The sequence below is a fragment of the Treponema primitia ZAS-2 genome (genome assembly GCF_000214375.1).
GTDB classification, from domain to species: Bacteria; Spirochaetota; Spirochaetia; order Treponematales; family Breznakiellaceae; genus Termitinema; species Termitinema primitia.
Map to the genome: position 1 here is coordinate 837,217 of NC_015578.1, position 23,758 is coordinate 860,974.

Below are 23,758 nucleotides of genomic sequence, written 5' to 3' on the forward strand. Positions count from 1 at the left end.
TTCCCTATATTTGGAAAAGAGGCGGTTATGGGCATTAACAGGCAGCTTAAAGACAGCGTATTTTCTTTTCTTTTTAGCGATCCGGAGGTCCTGCGGGGCTTGTATGGCGCCATTGAAGGCGTTACCTTGGCACCGGACGTGCCCATCAGCATAAATACCCTGACCGACGTGATTTTTAAGAACCAGATCAATGACCTTTCATTCACCGTGGACAACCGGCTGGTGGTGCTCATTGAGCATCAGTCCACGATAAACCCCAACATGCCCTTCCGGCTGCTGATGTACATAGCCAGGGTGTACGAAAAAATCATAGGCACGAATAAAATATACGATAAAAAACTGGTCCCTTTACCCTGGCCTGAATTCATTGTCCTGTATAACGGCACGGACAAATACCCCGACCAGGCAACACTAAAACTGTCCGATGCCTTTAAGGACCTGGGGGATGCGCTGGGCGGAACTAAAAGGCCGGTAGATTTGGAATTAACGGTACAGGTATACAATATCAACCATGGCCATAACGAGGGGATGCTGAAAAAATGCGAAGAACTCGGCGGGTACAGCGCCTTTGTTGACAAGGTCCGGGAATACAAGAAAACTATTTCCGATAAAGATGTCGCCTTTAGAGAAGCGATCAATGACTGCATAGAGCATAATATTCTGCGTGAGTTTTTAAAATCACACGCCACGGAGGTATTACAAATGTTATTAACCGAATGGAACACCGAGGAAGCCCTTGCATTCGAAAGAGAAGAAGGGTGGAAGGAAGGCCGCGAGGAAGGTCGCGAGGAAGGTCGCGAGGAAGGCCGCGGGGAAGGCCGCGAGGAAGGCGAGAAGAAAAAAGCCCTGGAAACGGCGAAGAATCTTCTTGCCCTGGGCGTAAGCCTGGACACGGTCGCCAAAGCGGTTGGCCTTGACATGGAAACCGTCAAAAGTCTTGCCCAGTGAAATATAGTGAAGCCCTCTAAAAACATATCGTCCTCATCCATAAATTAAGTGTAGCCTACGCCAAGGTCCGCATAATAAAGCAAGCGGGCGAAATTCACGTTAGTCTATGCTGCACAAGTCTATCATACAATGATATAGTGGCCATTACGGAAACATTTTCAGAACGATACTAGCAAGGACAAACCCCGGGTAAAGCCTCTCCTGCACTGTCATTCTATCCTAAAAATAAGAGCCCCTTCCAAAAACCAAGTTTTGAAAGAGGCTCAAATACCCGACAATTAATCTAATTACCGGCGGGTGTCCAGCTTCGCCTTTAGAATTTTATCAACCCTGTCCCACCCTGGATTTCAACTTTAGTACCGAGGGCTTCGGACATACGCTGCAGCCTCTTGAGTATCCGGGCCGCTACTTCTGGTTTCGGCGTACGGGGGATACCGTGCTGGGACATGGGCGCGTCATAGCCAAATTCAATGGGGCGGATTAAGATCTGTTTGATCTTCCCCCCGTCGTAATCAAGCTGGGCGGTCACCGATTCCATGGACTCCATGTTTTTGGGATCCGGATGTTTGGTTACCGCCTGGGGAGGCCACATATCCATGTTCATTTCCGTTTCGGTAGTTTCACTGTAGAACTGATCCAAATGGTTATCCGTGTAACGGTCCGGGCCTGCCGGGGTTCCCCAGAGCTGGTAGATAAAGCTCGCCAAGCTATAGAAGATGGGCTTGCCTTTGTAGATTTCGATACCCCGCAGAAGGTGGGGGCCGGTGGCAAAAAATACATCAGCGCCATTATCAATAGATTTGTGGGCCAGATCTACCAGAAATTCTGAAGGGGTCTCCTGAAGAAAGTCCATGTGACGCAGCACATTGTTGTAATCGTGGGAATGAACGGTGGCGATCATAAAATCCGACCATTCTTTGCCCTGGCGTATGCTGCGCAGGTTTAGTCTGAGATCATCGGCATTGGGGTAATAATTAAGTCCGCAGGGCCGCTCCCCCGCTTCAAACATGGTGGTATGTACCATTTGCCGTTTGTTGGGGTCACCAACCTTGCCGTACATCCGTTCCATCAGGGCTTTAACTTCACTGCCATCGGAGGTGATGTCCCCGGCGTGTTCTTTCGTAGCTTTTTGGGCATAGTCCGTTTCGTACTGTTTGATTTTTTTAATTCCCTCAAAAAGTTCGGGGGGCAGTACAACGCTGGGGGTAACCCGCAGAAAATTTATTCCCGCTGCACCGTTTCTGTTACCACCCTGGTAGGCGGCCATTTCCATTCCCGTATCAGCGCTGCGTGATGATTGGTTATCCACCCGACCATTAAAGGAAACTGTCATGGCTACCAGGCCTATTCTGCCCTTAGGGGTTTCCAGGTATTGGGGCGCCCGGGCGTCTTCCAGATTAAAACCAGTCCCGGCATAGGTAACACCTGCCTGCTGAAGATATTCATTACACTTCAGCATTTCATCTACTCCCTGATCGGTGGAGTGATTACTGGACCGGGCGACAACATTAAATCCCAGGGACTTAACATCTGCCGCCACTTCTTTACACCCCATGAGGCCGCCAATGTGGGCCCGCTGGTTCCGATAGTCCCCAAAGTTTGATTCCATATTTCCCACCGCAACATCGCTTTTTTTGATAGGGTCAAGAATCGCCCGCACTTCGGGATCGATCAAATGGGATATGGGGTTTGTTTGAATAATGTCCCCTACCACGGTTAAGGTAAAGGGGGCCTTGATAGCGGGATTCGCGAAATGCTCTTCCCGCATCTTGACTATCGCCGGATGATCCGCAATTTCAGGATATTTCTTTTCTTCACTCATAAAGCGCTCCTATAAAAATTAAGATTATAAATAAACAAGTGGAATCATAACCATGGTAACCAGCAGGTTTACCGGCAGTTCGATGAACAATGCCTGTTTTACAAAATACTTGTTGCTATATCCACCAAGCCCCTGGGTAAATGCCATAGACGGGGATGCCATAATTGAGAAATGGGCGCCCATGCAGCCGATAAGGCAGGCCATGACATAGGCATGGGGACTAGCCAATCCTTGGGCTTTTGCCAGCATAATCGCAATAGGCGCCATCAGCGCAACCGACCCATTATCCGACATAAACTGGGTAATAAATACGGTAACTATAAAAAGGATGAAAAGGATAACCAGGGGAGAAACTTGCGGCCCGGTGACATTCAGAATGGAATCGGCAATTAATTTGCCAAACCCCGATGTTTCAATACCCCGGGAAAATGCGGACATACCGCCAATGAGGATGACAATATCCCAGTTTACTGCCTGATACATTTGTTTTGGGCTCAAACAGCCGGTAAAAAGACAGGCAAGGGCGCCAAGGGTTGCGCATACATTTGGGGGAAATTTTGGATTATTGACGATAAACCCAACCAGGGTTAGCACAAGGAAAATCGCCACCAATCCCATTTGGAGGGTAAATTTATTCGGCAAATCATTGCTTTCCGCTGCCACCGCCGCATCGGGCTCCTTAAAGGGGTAACCTTTAATGATATACCGTTTACCAATGGTGAACACCAGAAGGGTGGTAAGGATCGCGGCCGGCAGTCCCCACCAGGAGATTTCAAAGAATGACCAAATACGATACCCCGACGCTTCCAATATTGCGGCGCTGGTTCCTATCATACCCATGCCGGTAAAGGTAAAGCCCGAACCAACCTTGCTTCCCATCTGTTGAAAGTAAACAATATCGGCCATGGATGTTTTGGTTGTCATAGCAATGCTGCACACCAGGGGATACATGATCATCATACAAGCGGTTCCTGATGTAAAAGGCGCAATAACAACGGTGGTAAGAAAAATCGCGAGCTGTATCCGCCCCGTGGTGGTTCCCGTAAGACGCATCAGCGTTTTACCGATCCAGCCAGCCAGTCCGGTGCGGAACATGGCACCCCCAATGGTCATCATGCCGATCATAAGAATACAGGTTGAGCTGGTAAAACTGTTAAACATAACAGCCGGCGTTATAATTCCGGTTACCACAAAGGCAAGCCCCGCCGCAATAGCGACAGGAACATTGGGGATCTTTGGGTGAAAGAAACACACAACGGTAGCGACCATAATAATAGCCGCAATGGCGATAGGTGACATAGAGTATTCCTCCTGAAAAAATTTTAGCAGGAATAGCTCCTTCTCCGGAAAAAGGGGCTGATCCTTTCGGATAAAAAATTTATCCGTTTAGGCACCGTAAAAACTAGCTGAGTTTTTAGAGGCGCCCTATATCATTCCCGTTACACGGGAATAATTTCCCTCCTGTAAAAATTGATAAGGCATCCCGCAAGAAGAATCCGCCGCTCTTCGCCGGTCAGTTCTCCGATAGTAAATGTAAGGGGACTGCTCTTATCCGCTCGTATCAAAACAGCTTTTATGCTCTCTCTTTCCTCTTTAATTGCGGAACCTATGCCGGGGATGAATATGTAATCCCCGCTCTGAAAATCCGCTTCCCCATCCATGATCAGGGGCAGCATGCCCCAGTTGATAAGGTTTGAACGGTAACGTTTGGTGGCGTATTCCCGGGCAATGTTGGCCCAGCCGCCCAGTACCCGCTGGCAGCTCGCCGCCTGTTCCCGGGCGGAGCCATCCCCGGGCTTCACCGCGTAAATCACCGAACCTATGCCGGTGTTTTGCGCCGTCACGGCCGGGCCGCCTGAGCTGCTCAGGGTTTCTAACAGGCTTTGTACTTCCCGGGGCAGGGCTTCTCCGGCCCGGCGTTTCCGTTCCAGGGCCTGAAACTCCTCGGCCCTTCCCACATAGGCAGGATCTTTCCGGGACAGGGTAAACCGGGCCATGGCGATTGGGTTGGAACGGTATGTGGAGGTATCCCCCGAGGGTATTAACTCGTCGGTGGTGGTTACCGGATCGGCGATCACCGAAGCGATGCCCAGGAGCAAGTTTTCTTCCAGGGCTCCCATTTCAGGCCAGCCGGTAATATTGGGGCCGTATTGCAGCTCCACGTCAGAGTTACCTTTTCTAAAGCCGTTATAAACCCTGGTTTGATAAACCCCGGAGTCAAAGCTAAAGCGGGGATGGTCATAGTCCAGGTCCAGGTCTGTAGCGGGGGTAAGGGCGCCATCGTTAAGCGCGGTGGCGGCAATGGAACGGGCATCCATCAGGGCTACTGCGGCCATCTGGCCTTCCCCGGGCTTGGAGCCTTCACGGTTGGGAAAATTTCTGGTGGTGTGGCGAATCGAAAGTTGTCCGCTGGCGGGAACATCCCCGGCGCCAAAACAGGGGCCGCAGAAACTGCTCCGCAGGGATACTCCGGCTTGGGCAAGATCGCCCCAGGCGCCTTTCCTGATCAGATCGATCATGACTGGCTGGGAAGCGGGATATACCGAAAGGGAAAACACGTCGTTCCCCAGGCGCCCCTGCTTCAGGGTTGTTGCAGCGGCCATGATGTTTTCATAGGTCCCCCCTGCGCAGCCCGCAATAATTCCCTGATCCGCCTTAACTCTGCTCTTATGGATCTTGTCAATCAGGGAAAACCGGAAGCGGGTTTTAATAATTTTGTTCGCTTCTTCTTCCACAGAATGAAGTATGTCCTCAGCATTGCTGTTGAATTCATCAATGGCAAATACATTGCTGGGATGAAAGGGCAGGGCTATCATGGGCTTAATTTTGGAAAGGTCCACTTCTATTAACCCGTCATACCAGGCCGCCAATCCGGGTTTGAGTTTTTTATAATCCTCCGGGCGGTCATGGCAGTCATAGTACTCTTTTGTCACCCCGTCGGTCTGCCAAATAGAACTGAGGCAGGCGGTTTCGGTGGTCATCACATCAATGCCATGGCGGAAATCCGCAGAAAGGTTTTCTATGCCTTCCCCTACAAATTCCATAACCTTGTTTTTTACATAGCCCTTTTCAAAAACGGCGCCGATAATCGCCAGAGCAATGTCCTGGGGGCCTACCCCGGGCCGGGCCTTTCCCCGCAGGTATACGCAGATCACTTCGGGATAGTCAATATCGTAAGTTTTTTCCAGGAGCTGCTTTACCAGTTCTCCCCCGCCTTCGCCTATACCCATGGTTCCCAGGGAGCCGTACCGGGTGTGGCTGTCCGAGCCAAGGATCATGGAGCCGCACTGGGCGTACACTTCCCGCATGTAGGAATGGATCACCGCCTGATGGGGTGGCACAAAGACGCCGCCGTATTTTTGGGCCGCCGACAGGCCGTAGCGGTGATCATCTTCATTAAGGGTGCCACCTACTGCGCAGAGGCTGTTGTGGCAATTGGTCAGCACATAGGGCAGGGGAAAATTTTCCAGCCCGCTGGCCTTGGCGGTCTCGATGACCCCAACAAAGGTAAGGTCATGGGAGGCCAGGCAGTCAAAACGCAGCCGGGGATGTTCCATACTTGTCCCCTGATTATGGGCTTTGAGAATAGAATAAGTAATGGTCTCCCGGCGGGCTTCCTCCCGGGAAAAAGACCTGCCGGTAAATTCCCGGATGCCAAAATGGGGATCCGTTTTCTCAGGCATGATGGTGTCCCCGTTCACCAAATATACTCCGCCCTGGTGAAGTTTTATCATGATTACTCCTTCACCTGGCGAATCACATCAATGACCGTATTGTCCCGGTATGCCACAATGCCAACGATTTTGTCGGTATATTCCACCGGGTCCGGGTCTCCCACAATTTTCCGGGCCTTGTCCCTTAAGTCTTCAATAGAACAGAGAGGTATGCCATACTTGCGTATCTTTTCTGCCAGCAGGGGCCGCCTTGGGTTAACTGTTACGCCGTGGTTGGTCACTATCACATCCACGGTTTCGCCGGGGGTTACCACGGTGTTCACCCGATCCACCACGCAGGGGATACGGCTCCGGGTAAGGGGGAGGATGATAATGGAAACCGATGCGCCCTGGGCAGTATCAGGGTGGCCGCCTATGGCGCCCCGGATTACCCCATCGGCGCCGGTCAGAACATTAACATTGTAATTGATGTCAACTTCCAGGGCCGATAGAACCACTATGTCCAGTTGGTTTACTGCGGTACCCTTATTGCTCGGGCTTGCGTAATAGGATGCGGATATTTGGGAATGGAAGCGGTTGTTCTTCAGGGATTGTGCGGCGGTAAGATCAAAGCTCTGGACGTCAAGAATTTTTTTGATAAGCCCTTCTTCGTGCATCTCCACGATTTGGCCGGTAATGCCCCCTAGGGCGAAACTGGCGCTTATCTTCTGCCGTATCATCCGTTCCCTGAGAAAGCGGACCACCGCCAGGGATGCGCCGCCGGAACCCATTTGCATGGAAAAGCCCTCAGTAAACCTGCCGGTGGCTTCAATAACATCGGCGCAGGTAGTGGCCATCAGGAGTTCCATGGGGCTCTTGGTAAACCGGGTGGCCCCTTTCATGATCCCCTCAGGATCGCCGATCTCATCCACCACTACCACATAGTTCACATCCGATTCGGGTATGCCGAAGGGAATATTGGGATAAGGAACAATATGATTGGTAATAACAATGGTCTTATCAGCATACTGGGCGTCTGTTTTGGCGTACCCCAGGGACCCGCACATGATCCCCTGGTCCACTCCCCGGATATAGCCGTTGGCATTGCCATAGGGATCGCAGGAGGGGGCTCCCAGAAACGCTACGTCAATATGAAGCTCCCGGGTCTCAATAGCATAGGCCCGGCCCCCATGACTGCGAAAGGTCACCGGCGCGTCCATGAGTCCCCGGGAAACCGCTTCCGCCAATTCGCCCCGGAGGCCGCTGGTTTCTATACGCTGCACCAAGCCGCTTTTAATGTGTTTTATCATCGGCGCGTGACAGTCGCTCAGGGAGCTGGCGGCAACTATCAGATCCCGAAACCCCATTTCCGCCAATTTATCCAGGGTCAGGTTGACAATATAATCCCCATCCCGGAAATGATGGTGAAACGAAATGGTCATGCCGTTTTTCAGCCCCGACAGTTCTATGGCCTTTTCCAGGCTTTCCACAATTTTATTGTTCAGCTTTTGCCGTTCCGCCAGGTTTTTATGATCCTTCACCGCTCCTGCGGGATCGAATTTGCCATGGAGCGCGCCTATTTCTCCAATATAGGGTATAGTATCATAGTTAAATTCGCTCATGCCTCTTCCCTTCTTTTCAACAGCCCCGCTGCGGAGGCTAAATCCAATACCCGTTGGGCGCGGAGCGCCACAGGCTTGTCTATCATCTTTCCGTTCAGGGCTATAACCCCGCTGCCCCGTTTTTTCGCTTCCTCAATAGCTTCAATAATTAAAAGGGATTTTGAAATCTCCTTTTCAGTGGGGGTGTAAATTTCATGGATTGGCTGGATCTGCCGTGGGTTAATAATGCTCTTGCCGTCAAAACCCAGTTGTTTGATCAGGGTCGTCTCTTTACGCAGGCCCTCTTCGTTATCTATATCCGAATAAACCGTATCAATGGCGTCGATCCCCGCAGAGCGGGCCGCCAGAAGAACCATGCTCCGGCCGAAAAGCAGCTCAATCCCTTCGGGGGAGCGGTTGGTTTTCAAATCAGTTACATAGTCCTCGGCGCCGATGGCAATCCCGATAAGCCGTGTACTGGCACAGGCGATTTCCTTGGCGTTTAGAACCCCTTTGGCGCTTTCCACTGCGGCCATCATGCCGGTGGAACCCGGAACAAGCCCGGCGTCTTTTTCAATCCTGGCGATTTCTTTTTCACAGTCCAGGATATCCTGGGCGCTTTCAGTTTTCGGCAGCCGTATAGTTGCCCTGCCAGTCCGCACTATGGCTTCCAGATCCTCCCGGCCCATTTCGGTATCCAGGGCATTTATCCGTACCAGCAGCTCTTTCCCGGGATAATCAATGGTGCAGAGCGCTTCATGAACCAAAAAACGGGCGGCGTCTTTTTCCGCAAGGGAAACCGAATCTTCCAGATCAAACATGATGCAGTCCGCAGGATAGACCCCCGCATCCTTGATCATCCCGGGATTGTTCCCCGGTACATAGAGCATGGTCCGGCGCAGTTTCATTTTTTTACCGCCCCCCATGGAAAAACCGTCTCCCCCGCAGCCCTGCAAGCCGCCGTTTTTACCCGGGCCCGGATGGCGCAGTCCAGGGCGCCCTTGTCAATCGCAGTAACCCTGGCGGCGGCTATACCCAGGCCGGTAAGGGTTTCCCGAATCAATGCCCGGATCTCTCTGCCGAACTGCTTCTCCACCGCGCTTTGGAGATCTATTTCAATGCCATCACTTCCCGGTTCCAGGGTTATCATAATATCGCTGGACTCCAGGGTTCCCGCAATGGCGGTTTCTTTTATCTGCATGTTCCCTCCTTATCGCTCTTTTCTCAATAATATGCGGTACCCTTTGCGAGAAGCCGGGCGGTCCTGTACCCATAGACGCTTTGTACGCTTACTATTCCTGCGGACTCGGTATAATCCACCCCGGCCTCCAGAATTCCCCCGGGATGGGCGATGCGCAAACGTGCGGGATCGGCGCTGGGGCGTTTTATCCCATGAACGATGCTCCCCGGAATAAGCGCCGCAGCGGCGGTACACATGGCGCCGGTCATGGCATAGGTGGGATGGGTTTTCTGCATGGACATCATCCTTCCCAGAAGGTCGATCTTATCTTCCGAAATAAGGTTTCCCGACAGGGTAGTATATTCCGCCGGAGGGGCCACCAGGGTCATCTTGGGAACCCCGGGGCTTTTCCAGGGGGAATCCTCCGGTTTTTCAATGAGCCCCAAAACCTGGGCTGCCTTACCCCGGATACGTTCCAGCAGATCCAGCAGTTCAGGATTGCTGTCCATTTCCCCGGGGAGTTCCTTCCCGCTCAGACCAAGCTCCCCGGCCAGGGCAAAAACCAGGGGATTAGCCGCATCGACGATTGATACGGAAAGGCTCCCAAAACCGGGAATATCCAGCTTGTCCCGGGCATTTCCCGTGGGGAGGAGCTTACCGCACACTGATCCTGCGGGATCCAAAACCAATACCTTAATCGGCGCAGCGGAACCGGGAACCCCGGGGATCTCGCAATCCCCTTCGTAGTTGACCTGCCTATCCGGGGTTTGTATATCTTCTATCAAAATTTTCTTAGTATTGGTGTTATAAATTCGTACCAGGGTTGTAGGGGACTTGGGCTTTACCAGGCCTGACTCTATGGCAAAGGGGCCGACGCCGGAAGAGATGTTGCCGCAGTTTCCCGCATAGGATACCACAGGCTTATCCACCGATACCTGGGCAAAGGTATAGTTTATATCCGCATCATCCCGTTCCGACGGCCCAAGGATGGCCACTTTACTGGTTACGGATACTGCGCCGCCCAGGCCGTCTATCTGCCGGGCGTCAGGGCTGCCCATGAGCCTGAGTAGAACCGCATCCCGTTCGTCCCCGGGAGGGGGCAAATCCTTTTCCAGAAGGTACAGGCCCTTACTGGTCCCGCCCCGGAAAATCATACAGGGAATTCCTCGCTGCATATAAATGCTCCTTGAAAAGTATCGTATCACCCTATAAACTATAAGTCCAATTCATATTTTGAATATTTTTTATAGTTTGTATGAATAGTCTGAGGAGGACTGCCATGGATTTTCGGGAACTAAGCTACATTGTTTCCATTGCAAAACAGCAAAATATCACCAGGGCATCGGAAGAAGTCTATGTATCCCAGCCCACCCTGAGCAAATTTGTGCAAAATTTGGAAAACTACCTGGGCCAGCCCCTTTTCCGCCGGCTGGGCAATAAATTTCTATTAACCTATGCCGGAGAGCTGTATGTGGAAAAAGCCAAGGCCATGCTGGCGATGAAAAAGGAACTGGATCAGGAGCTTTCGGATATTATACGGCAAAACATCGGGGAACTTAAAATCGCCTTCCCCATCATGCGGGGCAATTACATGTTGCCCTGCACCCTGCCGGTTTTCCGGAAAGAATTTCCCCGGGTAAAGGTAAGTATCCATGAAGCGAATTCTTCAGTCATGGAAGATATGATCCTGGGCGGGGAGATCGACATTGCCTTTTTTACCCTGCCCATAAAACACCCGGATATCAGCTACGACATCATTAACCTGGAGGAGATACTATTGATCATGTCCCCGGACCATCCCCTGGCCTCCGCCGGAATACCCAGGGAAGGATGCAAATACCCCTGGATAGATATAGGGCTATTACGGGATGAGGAATTTATTATCCAGCGCTCGGACCAGCGGACCAGGCAGATCTTTGACAAGATATTCCACAACGCCGGTTTTGACCCCCGCATAGCCATGGAGATCCGTAATATCCAGGCATCGGTGCAGCTTGCCTCAGGCGGTTTCGGCATGACCTTTGTGGGAGAAACCCATCTTCGCCATATCAGGACCGATGTGAACCCCGCCTGTTTTTCCGTGGGCACGCCCCGGACCACCACCAGTTTTGTGGCCGCCTATCGCCGGGGGATATACCTTCCCAACTATGCCCAGCGGTTTGTCAATATTGTGCGGGAGTTTACCTGAGGAAATAAGGACAAAACTTTTACCACTCCCTAAGCTTATTATCTTTTGGGCTAATAATGTTAAAGGTTTCGCCGGAAGGCTCAACCGCATAAAAGCCCTGTTTGAGAATATACTGCTTTATATTTTTATTCGTGTTGAGGGGTTTAATACCCAAGAACTTGCTTACGCAAGGGAGCTTTAGGGCGCTTGAAAAAGGTATTAAACCCCGAATACAAATACCTTATGAGAACAACATACCTCGTCCCTTTAGGGCGAGGTTGTTGATTCATAACCACACCTATATGTCCATAAATCCGGGACAGTAAGTCCATGGCCTTTTGTTCCTGTCCCTCAACCACTTCGCCGCAAATTTATTTGACTTTCCCATATAATGTCAATATATTAACACTTAGGATAAAGGGGTGTAACCGGCTTATGATAAAGCTGCCTGGGCGGGCGAAACTGGAACGCTTTATGCGGGGACGCTACGGCCAGGACGAGCTTAACCGCGTTCTTTCCGCAGCAGCCCTGGCTTTCTGCTTTGTTTCCATTATTACCCGGCATCTCGTGCCGTCATCGCTGTCCATGATCCTGGTCATTATCTGCATCTTCCGCTCATTTTCACGGAATACCGGGGCGCGGATCCGGGAGGCAAATTACTATTTCAGCCTGAAATCCAAGGGGATTCGCTTTTTCGGCGGTGTCGCGGACAAGGTACGGCAGCGCCTGACCCACCGGATTTTTACCTGCCCCTCCTGCGGCCAGCGCTGCCGGGTACCCAAGGGCAAGGGCCGCATCAGGATCACCTGTAAACGCTGCGGCGCTAAATTTATAAAAAAAACTTAGGGGGGAACAGTGTTTGGAACTGTAAGGGCGAATAGAAAAGCGCTCTCTCCTGAAGAACGGAAGCGTTATGATGGGGCATACTGCGGCCTCTGCTGTGAATTAGGCGCCAGGGCCGGCGCTTTAGGCCGTTCCTGTCTGAGCTATGATATGGCCTTTTTATCCATGCTTCTTTCATCGGTGTACAAGCTCGATGAAAAACAGAAAAACTGCGTGTGCGCCTTTCGTCCAATACCTCACCCCTGTATTGCCAATGAAGCCCTATCGTATTGCGCGGATATGAATATAATCCTGTCCTATTACCAAGCCCTGGATGACTGGAAAGATGACAGAAAAAGAAGCGCGAAGCAGAAAAGCGATGCTTTGGCGGCATACCTTCCTACACTAAGCGAAAAATGGCCCGGGCAATGCCTGACGATCAAAGAAAAACTGAAAGATTTAAGCGCCATAGAAAAAGCCAATGAACTTAATCCCGACCTCCCTATGAATTGTTTTGGGGAGCTTTTGGGCGAAATTTTTTTGTGGGCCCCCGGCGGCGCCGCTTGCAGCGCAGATTCCGGCGAATACGCAGCCCCGCTTAAAGCCATGGGCGCCGCCCTGGGGCGCTTTATCTATCTTTTGGACGCTTGTAATGATCTCCGCCGGGATATCAAAAAGCAGCGTTACAACCCTCTGGTGGTCCAGAGAAGGGAAGAGTTTACTCCCCTTTTAACCATGATGATGGCCGAGTGTACCGCGGCCTGTGATAAACTTCCGATAAACCGGGACAGTGGTATCCTGCGGAATGTACTCTATTCCGGAGTCTGGCAAAGTTACCGGCATCCTTCCGGTAAGAAAAAGGCGGAGGCCTAATAGGATGGAAGACCCCTATAGCATATTGGGGATCAGTCCCGGCTCGTCTGATGAGGAGCTGACCCAAGCATACCGGAAGCTGGCAAAAAAATATCATCCCGATATAAATCCCGGCAACAAAAATGCGGAATTAAAGATGCGGGAAATAAACGCCGCCTATGAACAGATCAAAAAGCAGAAATCGGGGGGCGTGAATTATGAACAGACCGATGGCAGTTATGGTAAGCAATCGCAAAACCAGAGTGGAGGATACCGGGGAGAAAATCCCGGGGACCAAGGTCCCGATGACCAAGGTCATTTTGGCGGCGGTTTTAATTTTTGGTTTGGTGATTTTTTTGGTGAAGGCTGGGAACAGGCAAATCCTGAAATAAACCAAGCCCGCGCTCTTGTTGAAAACCGGCGTTACCGTGATGCCCTGCTGGTGTTATCAGAATTACCAAACCATACCGGGGAATGGTTCTTTTACAGCGCCCTTGCCAATGCAGGAACGGGTAACAGGGTAACTGCCATCTCCCATGCCCGCGAAGCGGTGCGGATGGAACCGGACAATATGCAATACCGGTCTTTGCTGAATCAATTTGAACGCAACAGTTTTGCATATCGAGAGGCCGGGGAAGGCCGGGGGTTTAGTATGCAGAATTTGGGGAGCTCTATTTTCAGAATAATACTGGCGCAACTTTTCTGCTTGTTTTGCTGTCGGCCATGTTAAGGAAATTACGGAGGTTAATGGTATGGGGAGAATAATCGGCATAGACCTTGGAACAACCAATTCATGCGTAGCCGTACTGGACGGCGGAAAGCCTGAGATCATTCCCAATGCGGAAGGGGGGAGAACAACCCCATCGGTGGTGGCCATTACCCAAAGCGGTGAACGCCTGGTAGGGCAGAGCGCAGTACGTCAGGAACTTACCAATAATGAACGGACCGTCCGGTCCATAAAACGGGAAATGGGTACTTCCAATAAGGTGCAAATGGGGGAAAAGACATTTTCCCCGCCTGAAATTTCCGCCATGATTCTTGCAAAGCTGAAACGGGACGCCGAAGCTTTTCTTGGTGAAACCGTATCAGAGGCGGTTATTACCGTCCCGGCTTATTTTACCGATTCCCAGCGGCAGGCTACCAAAGACGCGGGGGCAATCGCAGCCCTTACGGTACGCCGCATCATCAATGAACCAACCGCGGCGGCCCTGGCCTACGGCGTTGATAAAGAAGAAAACCAGAAGGTACTAGTTTTTGATCTGGGGGGCGGCACCTTTGATGTTTCTATCCTCGATATAAAAGACGGTGTCATAGAAGTCTGCGCCACCGCCGGGAACAACCGGCTGGGGGGAGATGATTTTGACGCCTGCATAACAGAATACCTTGCCGAAGAATTCAAAAAAGAAACCGGTTTCGATGTAAAAAAACAGCTCGTAGCTATGCTGCGGATAAAAGAAGCGGCGGAACAGGCTAAGAAGGAACTGTCCGCTTCCGAACAAACCGAAATAAATCTGCCCTATCTTTGTGAAGCGAAGGGATCACCCCTGCATTTAAAAGCCGCTCTTACACGGGCGCAGTTTAATAAACTGACTTCCCATCTGGTGGATGCCACGGAAGCTCCGGTTAGGCAGGCCATGGAGGACGCTCATATTACCAAAGACCAGATAGGAAAGGTACTCTTGGTCGGTGGCTCAACCAGGATTCCTGCGGTACAGGATGCGATACAGCGTATTACCGGAAAGCCCGGCTTTAAGGGTATCAATCCCGATGAATGTGTAGCGGTCGGCGCGGCTTTGCAGGCCGGTGTACTCATCGGGGAAGTAACCGGTTTGCTCCTGCTTGATGTTACGCCCCTGTCCTTGGGCATTGAAACCGTGGGGGGGATGTGTACCCATGTGATAGAGCGTAACACTACGATTCCTATTTCCAAAAGCCAGATTTTTACCACCGCCGCTCCATTCCAGTCTTCGGTTGAAATAAACATTTTACAGGGGGAGCGTCCCCGCTCAAGCCAGAATAAAACCTTGGGTAAATTCTGCCTCAAGGGTATACAGCGGGCCATGGCCGGTGTTCCCCAGATAGAAGTTACCTTTACTATCGATTCCAACGGTATCGTGAATGTAAGCGCAAGGGATCTAAAAACCGGCAAAGCCCAGGAGATTACTATAGAAGCCTCTTCCAACTTGAGTGAAGCTGAGCTGCAGTCCGCCATACATGACGCGGAGCAGTATGCCGCTGAGGACGCCCAATTCCGTAAAGATCAGGATGCCCAGGGAAAACTGCAAACGGTGATAGCGTGGGCGGAAGGAATGGAACAGGATGCTGCAAAAAATAAGGACAAGGAGCTGTTCAAGAAATACCGGGAAGCTTTCAAGGAGCCGCTAAAAAACGCAAAAAAAGCGCTTAACGGCAAAGACGCCGGGGCCGTGAACGCCGCTATTGCTGAACTGGAAGCGCTTATCGCATCCCTTGAAAACGGGTAAGCTTTTTTTATAGATTATACAGTACGGAGGTGTGGTATGACTTTGTACGAGGCAATTTTTATCAGGCGGTCGGCAAAAAAATATGATATGACCCCTCTTGACAATCAGGTTTTAGCTGAGAAAAATTTAATTTCCGTATTAAAGGAAAAAACAAAGCAATTAAAGTACAACCTTTCTGCATTGTATCTTGCCTATAAAAGAAAGGATGTGCCAATGTATGCCAAGGTGATACCGCTCATCACCATAGGGTACGCTTTATCGCCGATTGACCTAATACCAGACTTTATTCCAGTTTTAGGATACCTGGACGATCTTATCATTTTACCTGCCCTCATTACCCTTTCAATAAAATGTATACCCAAGCCCATATTTCTGGAATGCAAAGAGAAAGCAAAGGGATTATGGGACAATGGAAAACCGATAAAATGGTATTACGCAATACCCATAGTTGCAGTGTGGCTCTTAATTATCGCAGTAATCATAAAAATTATAATAACCTGACAGGAGCATATATATGGGTTTTGTCCAACGGATAGAAGAAAACGTTGTCGGAATATTTCAGAAAAAAATCGCCCCTGCCTTGCAGCTTATGACTTACTATCGGTGCGCCCTTATGGAAGTTGAAACAAAATTCAAAGTTCTCAACGAAGAATTTTCCCTGTCCCATGACAGAAATCCTATAGAACATATAAAAACGCGGATAAAAACGCCTGAAAGTATCAGAAAAAAAATGCGTACATTACAGATTCCAAAAAATGTAGATTCTCTGGAAAAAAATATCCATGATATAGCCGGTATTCGCATTATATGTCAATTTGTCGATGATATTTATGTACTGGCGGATTGTTTGCTCGCCCAGGATGATGTGGCCCTTATTGAAAAGAAAGATTATATTGCTAATCCTAAAGAAAGCGGTTATCGAAGCCTTCACTTAATAATTGAGGTCCCGATATTCTTACATAACGAAAAACGGCAAATGAAAGTGGAAGTGCAATTAAGGACTATTGCAATGGATTTTTGGGCAAGCTTGGAACATCGACTTACGTATAAAAAGGACATAAATAATGAAAAGGCAAATAACATTTCCAGTGAATTAAAAAATTGCGCGGAAACAAGCGTATGGCTTGATTTGAAAATGCAGGATATACGAAATAATATTGAAAGAATAGAAAAGAGAGGTAATTAATTATGTATACTATGATTCCACAAAAATTACTCAGTTACTTTTTATACTTTGGCGCCATGTCTTTTGTCGGCTGGATTATCGAAGTCCTCTACCGGTCTTCAAAGGAAAAACGTTTTGTAAACGCCGGGTTTCTTTCCGGTCCCTTTGTGCCGATTTATGGTTTTGGTGCCGTAATTATTACCGCCATTCACGTAGAAGTACAGTCGTTACCGGCCGTTACAGCGTGGGTTATTACCCTTCTGTCCCCCACCATACTTGAATACTTTGGTGGATGGTTAATGGAAACACTATTCGGCATGAAATTATGGGACTATCACGAAAGGCGTTTTAATCTTTCGGGCCGTATATGCCTGCGGTTCTCGATTTATTGGGCTTTTTTCGCAGCCCTGCTGGTTTTGTTTATCCAGCCCCGGGTGTTTACCCGGATCATGGTTCTGGGACCCTATCTTTCCCATTTTGTCGCCGGAGGGCTTTTAGCTTACTTCATTGTGGACATTGATCATTCGGTAAAATCAATATTTAACTTCAAAACCTTTCAGAAGGATATTGCTGCCTTGATTGAAAAGGGAAAGGAGTTTCATTCAGTCTTTGGTTTTTCAGGCGATATGGATGATAAAAAGCTAAAACTGCCGATGGAAGTGCGCCGTATACTAAAACCGCTTAATGCCTTCCCCAGCCTCAGGAGGAATTTCAAAGAGAAACTGCCGGCCTTCCCTGATTGGATACGGAAACATCTTGAAAAGCGGTTTTGGAAATAACACTTGTCTATAATGCAGAAAAGTTATAGATTTAGAGAAGACTAACATGAAGGAGTTAAAATATGAATTTGTATGATTTTACCGTAACGAACCGCGAAGGAAAACCGGTTTCTCTTGCCGATTATAAGGGGAAAGCGCTTTTGATTGTGAATACTGCCACCAAATGCGGGTTGACGCCGCAATATGAGGGTTTGCAAAAACTGTACAAAGCCTATCACGACAGGGGATTTGAAATTTTAGACTTTCCCTGTAATCAATTCGGCGAACAGGCCCCGGGCAGCGCCGAGGAAATTGCCGAGTTCTGCACTATAAAGTATCACGCTACCTTTCCCCAGTTTGCCAAGATTGATGTAAATGGCGATAAAGCGGCGCCTCTTTTTACGTATCTCAAAGAGCAGGTTGCGGAAACCGAAGATGAAGGGGCGGCGGCTCTCAAGGAACGGCTTAAAGGGCGCACTCCTTTCACCGGTCCTAAAGACATCAAATGGAATTTTTCCAAATTTCTTGTCAGCCGTGATGGCAGGGTGACTGCATGGTTTTTCCCAACCTATAGCCCTGAGAAATTGTCTTCTGCAATTGAGGGATTGCTTTAGGGATTCGAGGGCCCCTGCCAAATTTCCTCCCCTTACCTGCTCTTTTTAGGCAATTTCCCCTTTTTCGCGCAGTAAATGACGTTTTTCGTCAAGTTCCCCAGGGCCAGTTTTTTCTTGACTTTACCTTAAAGACCGCATATACTGATTAGATACTTTTTGGACCATATACCGCCAAAGAGCGCCCATAAAGGCCAATTTATGGGTTAGATTTGAGAGAGGAGGCACAAGTTGAGCGTTCCAGCATTTGATCCGGGCGTTGTTGACGACGTCATTAAGGTATGGGGAGCCAAATCCGGCTCGATTATTCCGATTTTACAGGGTGTTCAGGAGAAATATAACTACCTGCCGCCCGAAACTTTCCCCTGTGTCGCGCAAAAACTTGGGGTCAGTGAAGCAAGGGTGTACGGTGTAGCCACATTTTATGAGAACTTTTCCCTCCAACCCAAGGGTAAGTTTATCATCAAGGTGTGCGACGGTACCGCTTGCCATGTCCGCAAGTCCCTTCCCAATTTGGAAAAATTCCGCAAGGAACTGGGGCTTTCCGAGAAAAAGATCACCACCGACGATTTGAGCTTTACGGTTCAGACGGTAGCATGCCTTGGGGCGTGTTCCCTGGCGCCGGCATTTATGGTCCAGGGGGGAATTCCGGACAAGGTGTACGCCAACGTAACCCCCGACCAGATTCCCGGTGTTCTGGATGAGCTGCGGGCAAAACTTTAAGAGGGGTAGGAAATGTCGAAACTTACAAACAGGGATGCCTTGAAAAAGGTACGGGAAAGCTATAAAAAGGCTTTCGATGCGGAGAAACGCAAGATTTTTGTCTGCGCAGGAAACGGGTGTATCGCCTCCGGTTCCATTCAGGTGTACGACAAATTAGCGGAAATTATCAAGTCAAAGAACGTGGGCTGCAGCCTGGAACTCAAAGAAGAGCCGGGTCATCCTGCGGGACTGAAAAAGGGCGGGTGTCCGGGCTTCTGTAACCAGAGCGTTCTGGTTTTGGTTGAGCCCGAAGGCTGGCTGTATACCAAAGTAAAGCCCGAGGACGCCGAAGATATCGTTGAACAAACCATAAAGAACGGTAAGCCCGTTGAGCGGCTTGCCTACAAGGCGCCGGATGGCAAATTAATTCTTAAAAAAGATGAGATTCCCTTCTATAAGAAACAACAGCGTATCGTGCTGGACCATTGCGGCAAGATCAACGCCGAATCCATTAAAGAATACCTGGCTGTGGAAGGCTACAGCGCCTTTGAAAAGGTGCTCTTCGACATGACCCCGGAAGCGGTTTGCAAAGAAGTAACCGATTCAAATCTCCGTGGGCGGGGCGGCGCGGGTTTCCCTGCGGGCCAAAAATGGGGCGACACCCTGAAAGCCCAGGGCTCTCCCAAGTACATCGTCTGTAACGGCGACGAAGGGGACCCCGGGGCGTTCATGGACCAGTCGGTCATGGAAGGCATACCCCATCAGATGATCGAAGGTATGCTCATCGCTGCCAGGGCTATCGGGGCGGAGCAGGGCTACATTTACGTCCGCGCCGAATACCCCAACGCGGTGGCACGGCTCCGGAAAGCCATTGAACAGGCGGAGGAATTCGGGCTTCTGGGGGACAATATCCTGGGCACGGGCTTTAACTTCCACCTGACTATTTACCGGGGCGCAGGCGCCTTTGTCTGCGGCGAAGGTTCAGCCCTCATGGGCTCCATCGAAGGCCGGCGGGGTATGCCCCGGGTTAAGCGCTACCGTTCAACCGAGCGGGGGCTCTACGAAAAGCCGACAGTCCTGAACAACGTTGAAACCTATGCTAACGTGCCCCTGATCATCAACAGGGGTGCCAATTGGTATAAGGGGATAGGCCCCGCATCTTCCCCGGGAACCAAGACCTTTGCCCTTACCGGAAAGATCGAAAACACCGGGCTTATCGAAGTGCCCATGGGGACCAAGCTGCGGGAAATTATTTTCGACATAGGCGGCGGCATACGGGACGGCAAGAAATTCAAAGCCGTTCAGATCGGCGGACCCTCCGGAGGCTGTTTAACCGAAGCGGACCTGGATATGCCTTTGGACTTCGACTCGGTTCCCAAGGCGGGGGCGATTATCGGCTCCGGCGGCCTGGTGGTCATGGACGAAACCAACTGTATGATAGAAATCGCCCGGTTTTTCGTGGACTTCACAAAACGCGAATCCTGCGGAAAGTGTACGCCCTGCCGGGAAGGAACCCTGCGTATGCTGGAAATCCTGGAACGGATCGTCAATGGCGCGGGCAAGGACGGGGACATTGAAACCCTGGGCGAGCTTGCGGTTACCATTTCCCAGGCGGCCCTCTGCGGCCTGGGAAAAACCGCACCGAACCCGATTCTGAGTACCCTGAAACGGTTCCGCAACGAATACGAAGACCACATCTACAAGCACAAGTGTACTGCCGGTGAATGCCAGAAACTTAAAACACTGTACATTGACCCGCAAAACTGCGCGGGTTGCGGCGCCTGCGCCAAGGCTTGCCCGGTGGGAGCCATCTCTCAGCAGGACAAGGTTCTTGAGGGCAAAAAGAAAGCTTACTACGTCCTTGACGAGAAAAAGTGTATCAAGTGCTTTGCCTGCAAAGAAAAGTGTAAGTTTGACGCGGTTAAGGAGGAAGCATAATCATGGCTGACAAACAATTCATAACCATCGACGGCGTACCCGTGGAGATGGAACGGGGACTGAACGTCCTTGAACACGCTAAAAAAGCCGGTATTCAGATTCCTGCTTTCTGCTATACACCGGAACTTTCAATTTACGGCGCTTGCCGTATGTGTCTGGTGGAAATTGTGGACCCCCGCACGGGGCGCAGTTCCCTTGACTCATCCTGTTCCCTGCTCCCCAAAGCCGGCATGGTCATCAAGACCAACACCGCAAAACTGCGGGGCTACCGCAAGAATATCCTGGAACTGCTCCTGGCAAACCATTGCCGGGATTGTACCACCTGCGACAACAGCACTGATTGTAAGCTCCAGGCCTTTGCGGTTCGGTTCGGCATTACCGGGGTGCGCTATCCCCAGCACAATCCCGAACCCAAGCTGGACGAATCCTCCCTCTGCATCACCAAGGATACCAGCAAGTGTATACAGTGCGGCTGCTGTATCCGTATGTGCAACGAAATCCAGCATGTGGGGGCCATTGACTTTGCCCACCGGGGTTCCGAAATGGCCGTCGCCTGTGTGGGTGAAAAAGACATCGCCAGCTCGGTCTGCGTAGGCTGCGGCCAATGCGCGGCGGTATGCCCCACCGGCGCTCTGACGGTAAAGAACGAAACCAAGCGGGTATGGAAGCTCCTGGACGACAAAAACGCCAAGGTGAGCGTTCAGATAGCCCCGGCGGTACGGGTTGCGGTGGGCAATGCCTTTGGCATACCCCCGGAACAGAACACCTTCGGTAGGCTTGTGGCGGCCCTGCGCCGTATCGGCTTTGACGAAGTCTACGACACCAACGTTGCTGCGGACATGACCATCATTCAGGAAGCGGCGGAACTTCTGGAACGGCTCAAGACCCCCCAGACCTGGCCCCTTTTCACATCCTGCTGCCCCGCGTGGATTCAGTTTGTGGAAAAACACCATCCTGAGGTTATGCCCCATGTATCAACCACCAGGTCGCCCATGCAGCTTTTCTCCGGCACCTATACCAAGGAAGGCCAGCAGTTCTACCGCGGGGCCATCATGCCCTGTACGGCGAAAAAGTTTGAGTCCTCCCGCCCGGAATTCCAGAAAGACGGGAAAAAGCTTGTAGAGTTTGCCCTGACCTCCCAGGAAGTTATCCGCATGATTAAAGAGTCGGGTATCGATTATGCCAACATTGAACCTGAGGCAGTGGAAGGCAAATGGGGCAACACCACCGGCGCGGCAGTTATATTCGGCGTTTCAGGGGGTGTTATGGAAGCGGCTCTGCGCTACGCACTTTCGGTGCTGAAGCTGGATACCCCGGAAAACTATATTGCCCTGGCGGAATCGGGCATTCGGGGCCTCCCCAGGCCGGACGCCAAGGCCGGTACCTTAGTTGACGGCGTCAAAACCGCAACGATCAAGCTGGGGGACATTGAGCTTAAAGTAGCCGTAGTATCCGGCCTGGCAAATGCCGACGAGATTATTCAGCGCGTAAAGGACGGGGAACACTTTGACTTTGTTGAAGTCATGGCCTGCCCTGGTGGCTGTATAGGCGGCGGCGGCCAGCCTCCCGCGTCATGGGAAGTTAAGGCTGAACGGGCCCATGGCCTCTACCTGGCCGACAAGGAATATCCCCTCAACAGCGTTGAGAAGAACCCTGTGATGAAGGAATGGGAAGACTTGGTAGGCAACGAACACGCCCAGCACGAGTACTGGCACATTCACTACGCAGGACATGGTCACAAATAGTTTTGCTCGCTAGAAAAGAAAGGGCCTCATCAGCGAACAGTATCGCTGATGAGGCCCTTTCTTTTCTAGCAGGCAAACCGTTTTTAAAAAAGCCCCCAGCCTGGCCGCCACCGATGACTGGGGGTAATTGCTGCCCTGGAACCTCACCCCCTGATTTTTTCGGGGGCGGAGGAAATTGACGGTTTACAGGTATTCGGACACTTCCTCCGGGGAAAGGCCCAGGGCCTGGGTAATCTGCCCATCACCCAGGCCTAAGCCACGCAGGTTTTGGACAGATTCCCGCCGCTTTTGTTCCGCTTGCTGCCGTTCCTGCTTCGCTTGCTCACGCTCCTGTTCCGCCTGCTCACGCTCCGCTTTCAAGGTTTGGATTATCCCGTCATATTCCATCTTGGCCAGTTTATATCCTGTGTCCTCCCCTTCGAGCCTGGCGTTTGTCATCCCGCTCTGCCAGTCCAGCTGGTTTTTGAGTTCATGCTCAATCCGCGCCCGTTCTCTTTCGTCCTCACTTACCGTTAAGAGTTCCGCTGTCGCCATGGCTACTCCTTCATCGTAGTTTAGTATCTCGTTAATCAAATCCAGCCGCTCGGGATCCAGGGCATACTGGAAAAAAACCGACCAGCGCTCTATCGGCGTCATCGCCGGAATGGGCTTGTCCAGAAACTGCTCCGCCTTTTTTAGCTCAATGTTAATTATAGCAGTCAGGCCGTTAAAGGACAAGTTGTTTTCCTGGTCATAGTACCGGAAGCGGTGGACCAGGGCTTGGTCGTTATGGATGTTCTTGCCCAGGATGGATATCTGCCAGGCAGGCTGCAGGTCTTTATAGTGGTGCTCAATGCCCTTGATATCCTGGGTGGTAAAAAGCCGGGCCAGGTAGTATTCCTGCCTCAGATGCTCATGGGTATCCGGGTACAGGGTCATTTCGATGTCGCCCAGGCTGCCGTCGTTAAATTTGACCGCTATGTCGTAGCGGATCTCCCGATCCCGGAGATTGTTGACCGGGGGCTCGTTGGCGGTGACGGAAAGGACGGTGACCGGCTGGTCTATGGCGGCGGAAACGAGGCAGCGCAGGGCATTGCGGGAGCCGGGGGAGTCCCGGATAAGCACGGCTTTGAAGACCGGGTCCCGGGTGATGTCCAGGAGGTCGTCTTCCGCTTTGATCTGTATCGGCTTTTTAGGGACGGGATTTTCGGCGGGCTTGTCTGGTTCATTATTGTTCATAGAATACTCCTTATAGGAGGGTTAGGGGGATAAAGTGGGATTTTGCTTTAATGGGCGGAGAAAGTTTTTGCAAATCTTTTAAATAAAGAAAAC

21 protein-coding genes are annotated in these 23,758 nt (G+C 50.9%); 13 read left to right on the forward strand and 8 right to left on the reverse strand.

The features are described 5' to 3' along the window. The first annotated feature begins 27 nt into the window (after positions 1-27). Positions 28-948 (forward strand): Rpn family recombination-promoting nuclease/putative transposase, encoded by a 921-nt coding sequence (locus tag TREPR_RS03755; protein WP_041611000.1) that lies wholly within the window; start codon positions 28-30, stop codon positions 946-948. Between the two features lie 313 nt (positions 949-1,261). Here the strand turns inward: TREPR_RS03755 and TREPR_RS03760 are convergent, their stop codons facing one another. The 7 genes from TREPR_RS03760 to TREPR_RS03790 form a co-directional block, all read right to left on the reverse strand. Then, positions 1,262-2,770, reverse strand: coding sequence for a CapA family protein (locus TREPR_RS03760; protein WP_015706958.1), 1,509 nt, complete (start codon positions 2,768-2,770; stop codon positions 1,262-1,264). A gap of 24 nt (positions 2,771-2,794) precedes the next feature. Then, positions 2,795-4,069 (reverse strand): SLC13 family permease, encoded by a 1,275-nt coding sequence (locus TREPR_RS03765; RefSeq protein ID WP_015706959.1) that lies wholly within the window; start codon positions 4,067-4,069, stop codon positions 2,795-2,797. Between the two features lie 140 nt (positions 4,070-4,209). Then, positions 4,210-6,504 carry a hydratase gene (locus TREPR_RS03770; protein ID WP_015706960.1) on the reverse strand — a complete coding sequence of 765 codons (2,295 nt, stop codon included), beginning with the start codon at positions 6,502-6,504 and terminating at the stop codon, positions 4,210-4,212. 2 nt (positions 6,505-6,506) lie between these two features. Next, entirely contained in the window at positions 6,507-8,045 is a 1,539-nt protein-coding gene (citF, locus tag TREPR_RS03775) for a citrate lyase subunit alpha (RefSeq protein ID WP_015706961.1), read from the reverse strand. Further along, positions 8,042-8,932 (reverse strand): citrate (pro-3S)-lyase subunit beta, encoded by an 891-nt coding sequence (gene citE / locus TREPR_RS03780; RefSeq protein ID WP_041611422.1) that lies wholly within the window; start codon positions 8,930-8,932, stop codon positions 8,042-8,044. The genes citF and citE overlap by 4 nt, the downstream gene beginning before the upstream one ends. Next, positions 8,929-9,225 (reverse strand): citrate lyase acyl carrier protein, encoded by a 297-nt coding sequence (citD, locus tag TREPR_RS03785; RefSeq protein WP_015706963.1) that lies wholly within the window; start codon positions 9,223-9,225, stop codon positions 8,929-8,931. The genes citE and citD overlap by 4 nt, the downstream gene beginning before the upstream one ends. 23 nt (positions 9,226-9,248) lie before the next feature. Next, on the reverse strand, positions 9,249-10,379 hold the full coding sequence (locus tag TREPR_RS03790) for a 2-methylaconitate cis-trans isomerase PrpF family protein (RefSeq protein ID WP_041611001.1): 1,131 nt from the start codon (positions 10,377-10,379) through the stop codon (positions 9,249-9,251). A 104-nt stretch (positions 10,380-10,483) separates the two neighbouring features. Between TREPR_RS03790 and TREPR_RS03795 the strand changes: the two genes are divergently transcribed. From TREPR_RS03795 to TREPR_RS03850, 12 genes are all read left to right on the forward strand, one after another. After that, positions 10,484-11,392, forward strand: coding sequence for a LysR family transcriptional regulator (locus TREPR_RS03795; protein ID WP_015706965.1), 909 nt, complete (start codon positions 10,484-10,486; stop codon positions 11,390-11,392). A gap of 414 nt (positions 11,393-11,806) precedes the next feature. Next, positions 11,807-12,217: a Zn-finger domain-containing protein gene (locus tag TREPR_RS03800; RefSeq protein ID WP_015706966.1), complete on the forward strand. Its 411-nt coding sequence runs from the start codon at positions 11,807-11,809 to the stop codon at positions 12,215-12,217. Positions 12,218-12,226: 9 nt separating this feature from the next. Then, positions 12,227-13,066, forward strand: a complete 840-nt coding sequence (locus TREPR_RS03805; RefSeq protein WP_015706967.1) for a DUF5685 family protein — start codon at positions 12,227-12,229, stop codon at positions 13,064-13,066. Positions 13,067-13,070: 4 nt separating this feature from the next. Beyond that, positions 13,071-13,775 (forward strand): DnaJ domain-containing protein, encoded by a 705-nt coding sequence (locus TREPR_RS03810; RefSeq protein WP_015706968.1) that lies wholly within the window; start codon positions 13,071-13,073, stop codon positions 13,773-13,775. A gap of 22 nt (positions 13,776-13,797) precedes the next feature. After that, positions 13,798-15,528, forward strand: a complete 1,731-nt coding sequence (gene dnaK, locus TREPR_RS03815) for a molecular chaperone DnaK (protein WP_015706969.1) — start codon at positions 13,798-13,800, stop codon at positions 15,526-15,528. Positions 15,529-15,564: 36 nt separating this feature from the next. Then, positions 15,565-16,029 (forward strand): YkvA family protein, encoded by a 465-nt coding sequence (locus TREPR_RS03820; RefSeq protein ID WP_015706970.1) that lies wholly within the window; start codon positions 15,565-15,567, stop codon positions 16,027-16,029. A 13-nt stretch (positions 16,030-16,042) separates the two neighbouring features. Further along, the gene (locus TREPR_RS03825; RefSeq protein WP_015706971.1) at positions 16,043-16,714 is read left to right on the forward strand and encodes a GTP pyrophosphokinase; all 672 of its coding nucleotides are present in this window, start codon (positions 16,043-16,045) and stop codon (positions 16,712-16,714) included. A gap of 2 nt (positions 16,715-16,716) precedes the next feature. Next, the gene (locus tag TREPR_RS03830) at positions 16,717-17,472 is read left to right on the forward strand and encodes a putative ABC transporter permease (RefSeq protein WP_015706972.1); all 756 of its coding nucleotides are present in this window, start codon (positions 16,717-16,719) and stop codon (positions 17,470-17,472) included. 62 nt (positions 17,473-17,534) lie between these two features. Further along, on the forward strand, positions 17,535-18,065 hold the full coding sequence (locus TREPR_RS03835) for a glutathione peroxidase (RefSeq protein WP_015706973.1): 531 nt from the start codon (positions 17,535-17,537) through the stop codon (positions 18,063-18,065). 228 nt (positions 18,066-18,293) lie between these two features. Next, positions 18,294-18,785 carry an NADH-quinone oxidoreductase subunit NuoE family protein gene (locus TREPR_RS03840; RefSeq protein ID WP_015706974.1) on the forward strand — a complete coding sequence of 164 codons (492 nt, stop codon included), beginning with the start codon at positions 18,294-18,296 and terminating at the stop codon, positions 18,783-18,785. A gap of 12 nt (positions 18,786-18,797) precedes the next feature. After that, positions 18,798-20,702: an NADH-ubiquinone oxidoreductase-F iron-sulfur binding region domain-containing protein gene (locus TREPR_RS03845; RefSeq protein WP_015706975.1), complete on the forward strand. Its 1,905-nt coding sequence runs from the start codon at positions 18,798-18,800 to the stop codon at positions 20,700-20,702. 2 nt (positions 20,703-20,704) lie between these two features. Continuing rightward, positions 20,705-22,447: a [FeFe] hydrogenase, group A gene (locus TREPR_RS03850; RefSeq protein ID WP_015706976.1), complete on the forward strand. Its 1,743-nt coding sequence runs from the start codon at positions 20,705-20,707 to the stop codon at positions 22,445-22,447. Positions 22,448-22,630: 183 nt separating this feature from the next. Here the strand turns inward: TREPR_RS03850 and TREPR_RS03855 are convergent, their stop codons facing one another. Continuing rightward, positions 22,631-23,665 carry a PD-(D/E)XK nuclease family transposase gene (locus TREPR_RS03855; protein WP_015706977.1) on the reverse strand — a complete coding sequence of 345 codons (1,035 nt, stop codon included), beginning with the start codon at positions 23,663-23,665 and terminating at the stop codon, positions 22,631-22,633. Positions 23,666-23,758: the final 93 nt, after the last annotated feature.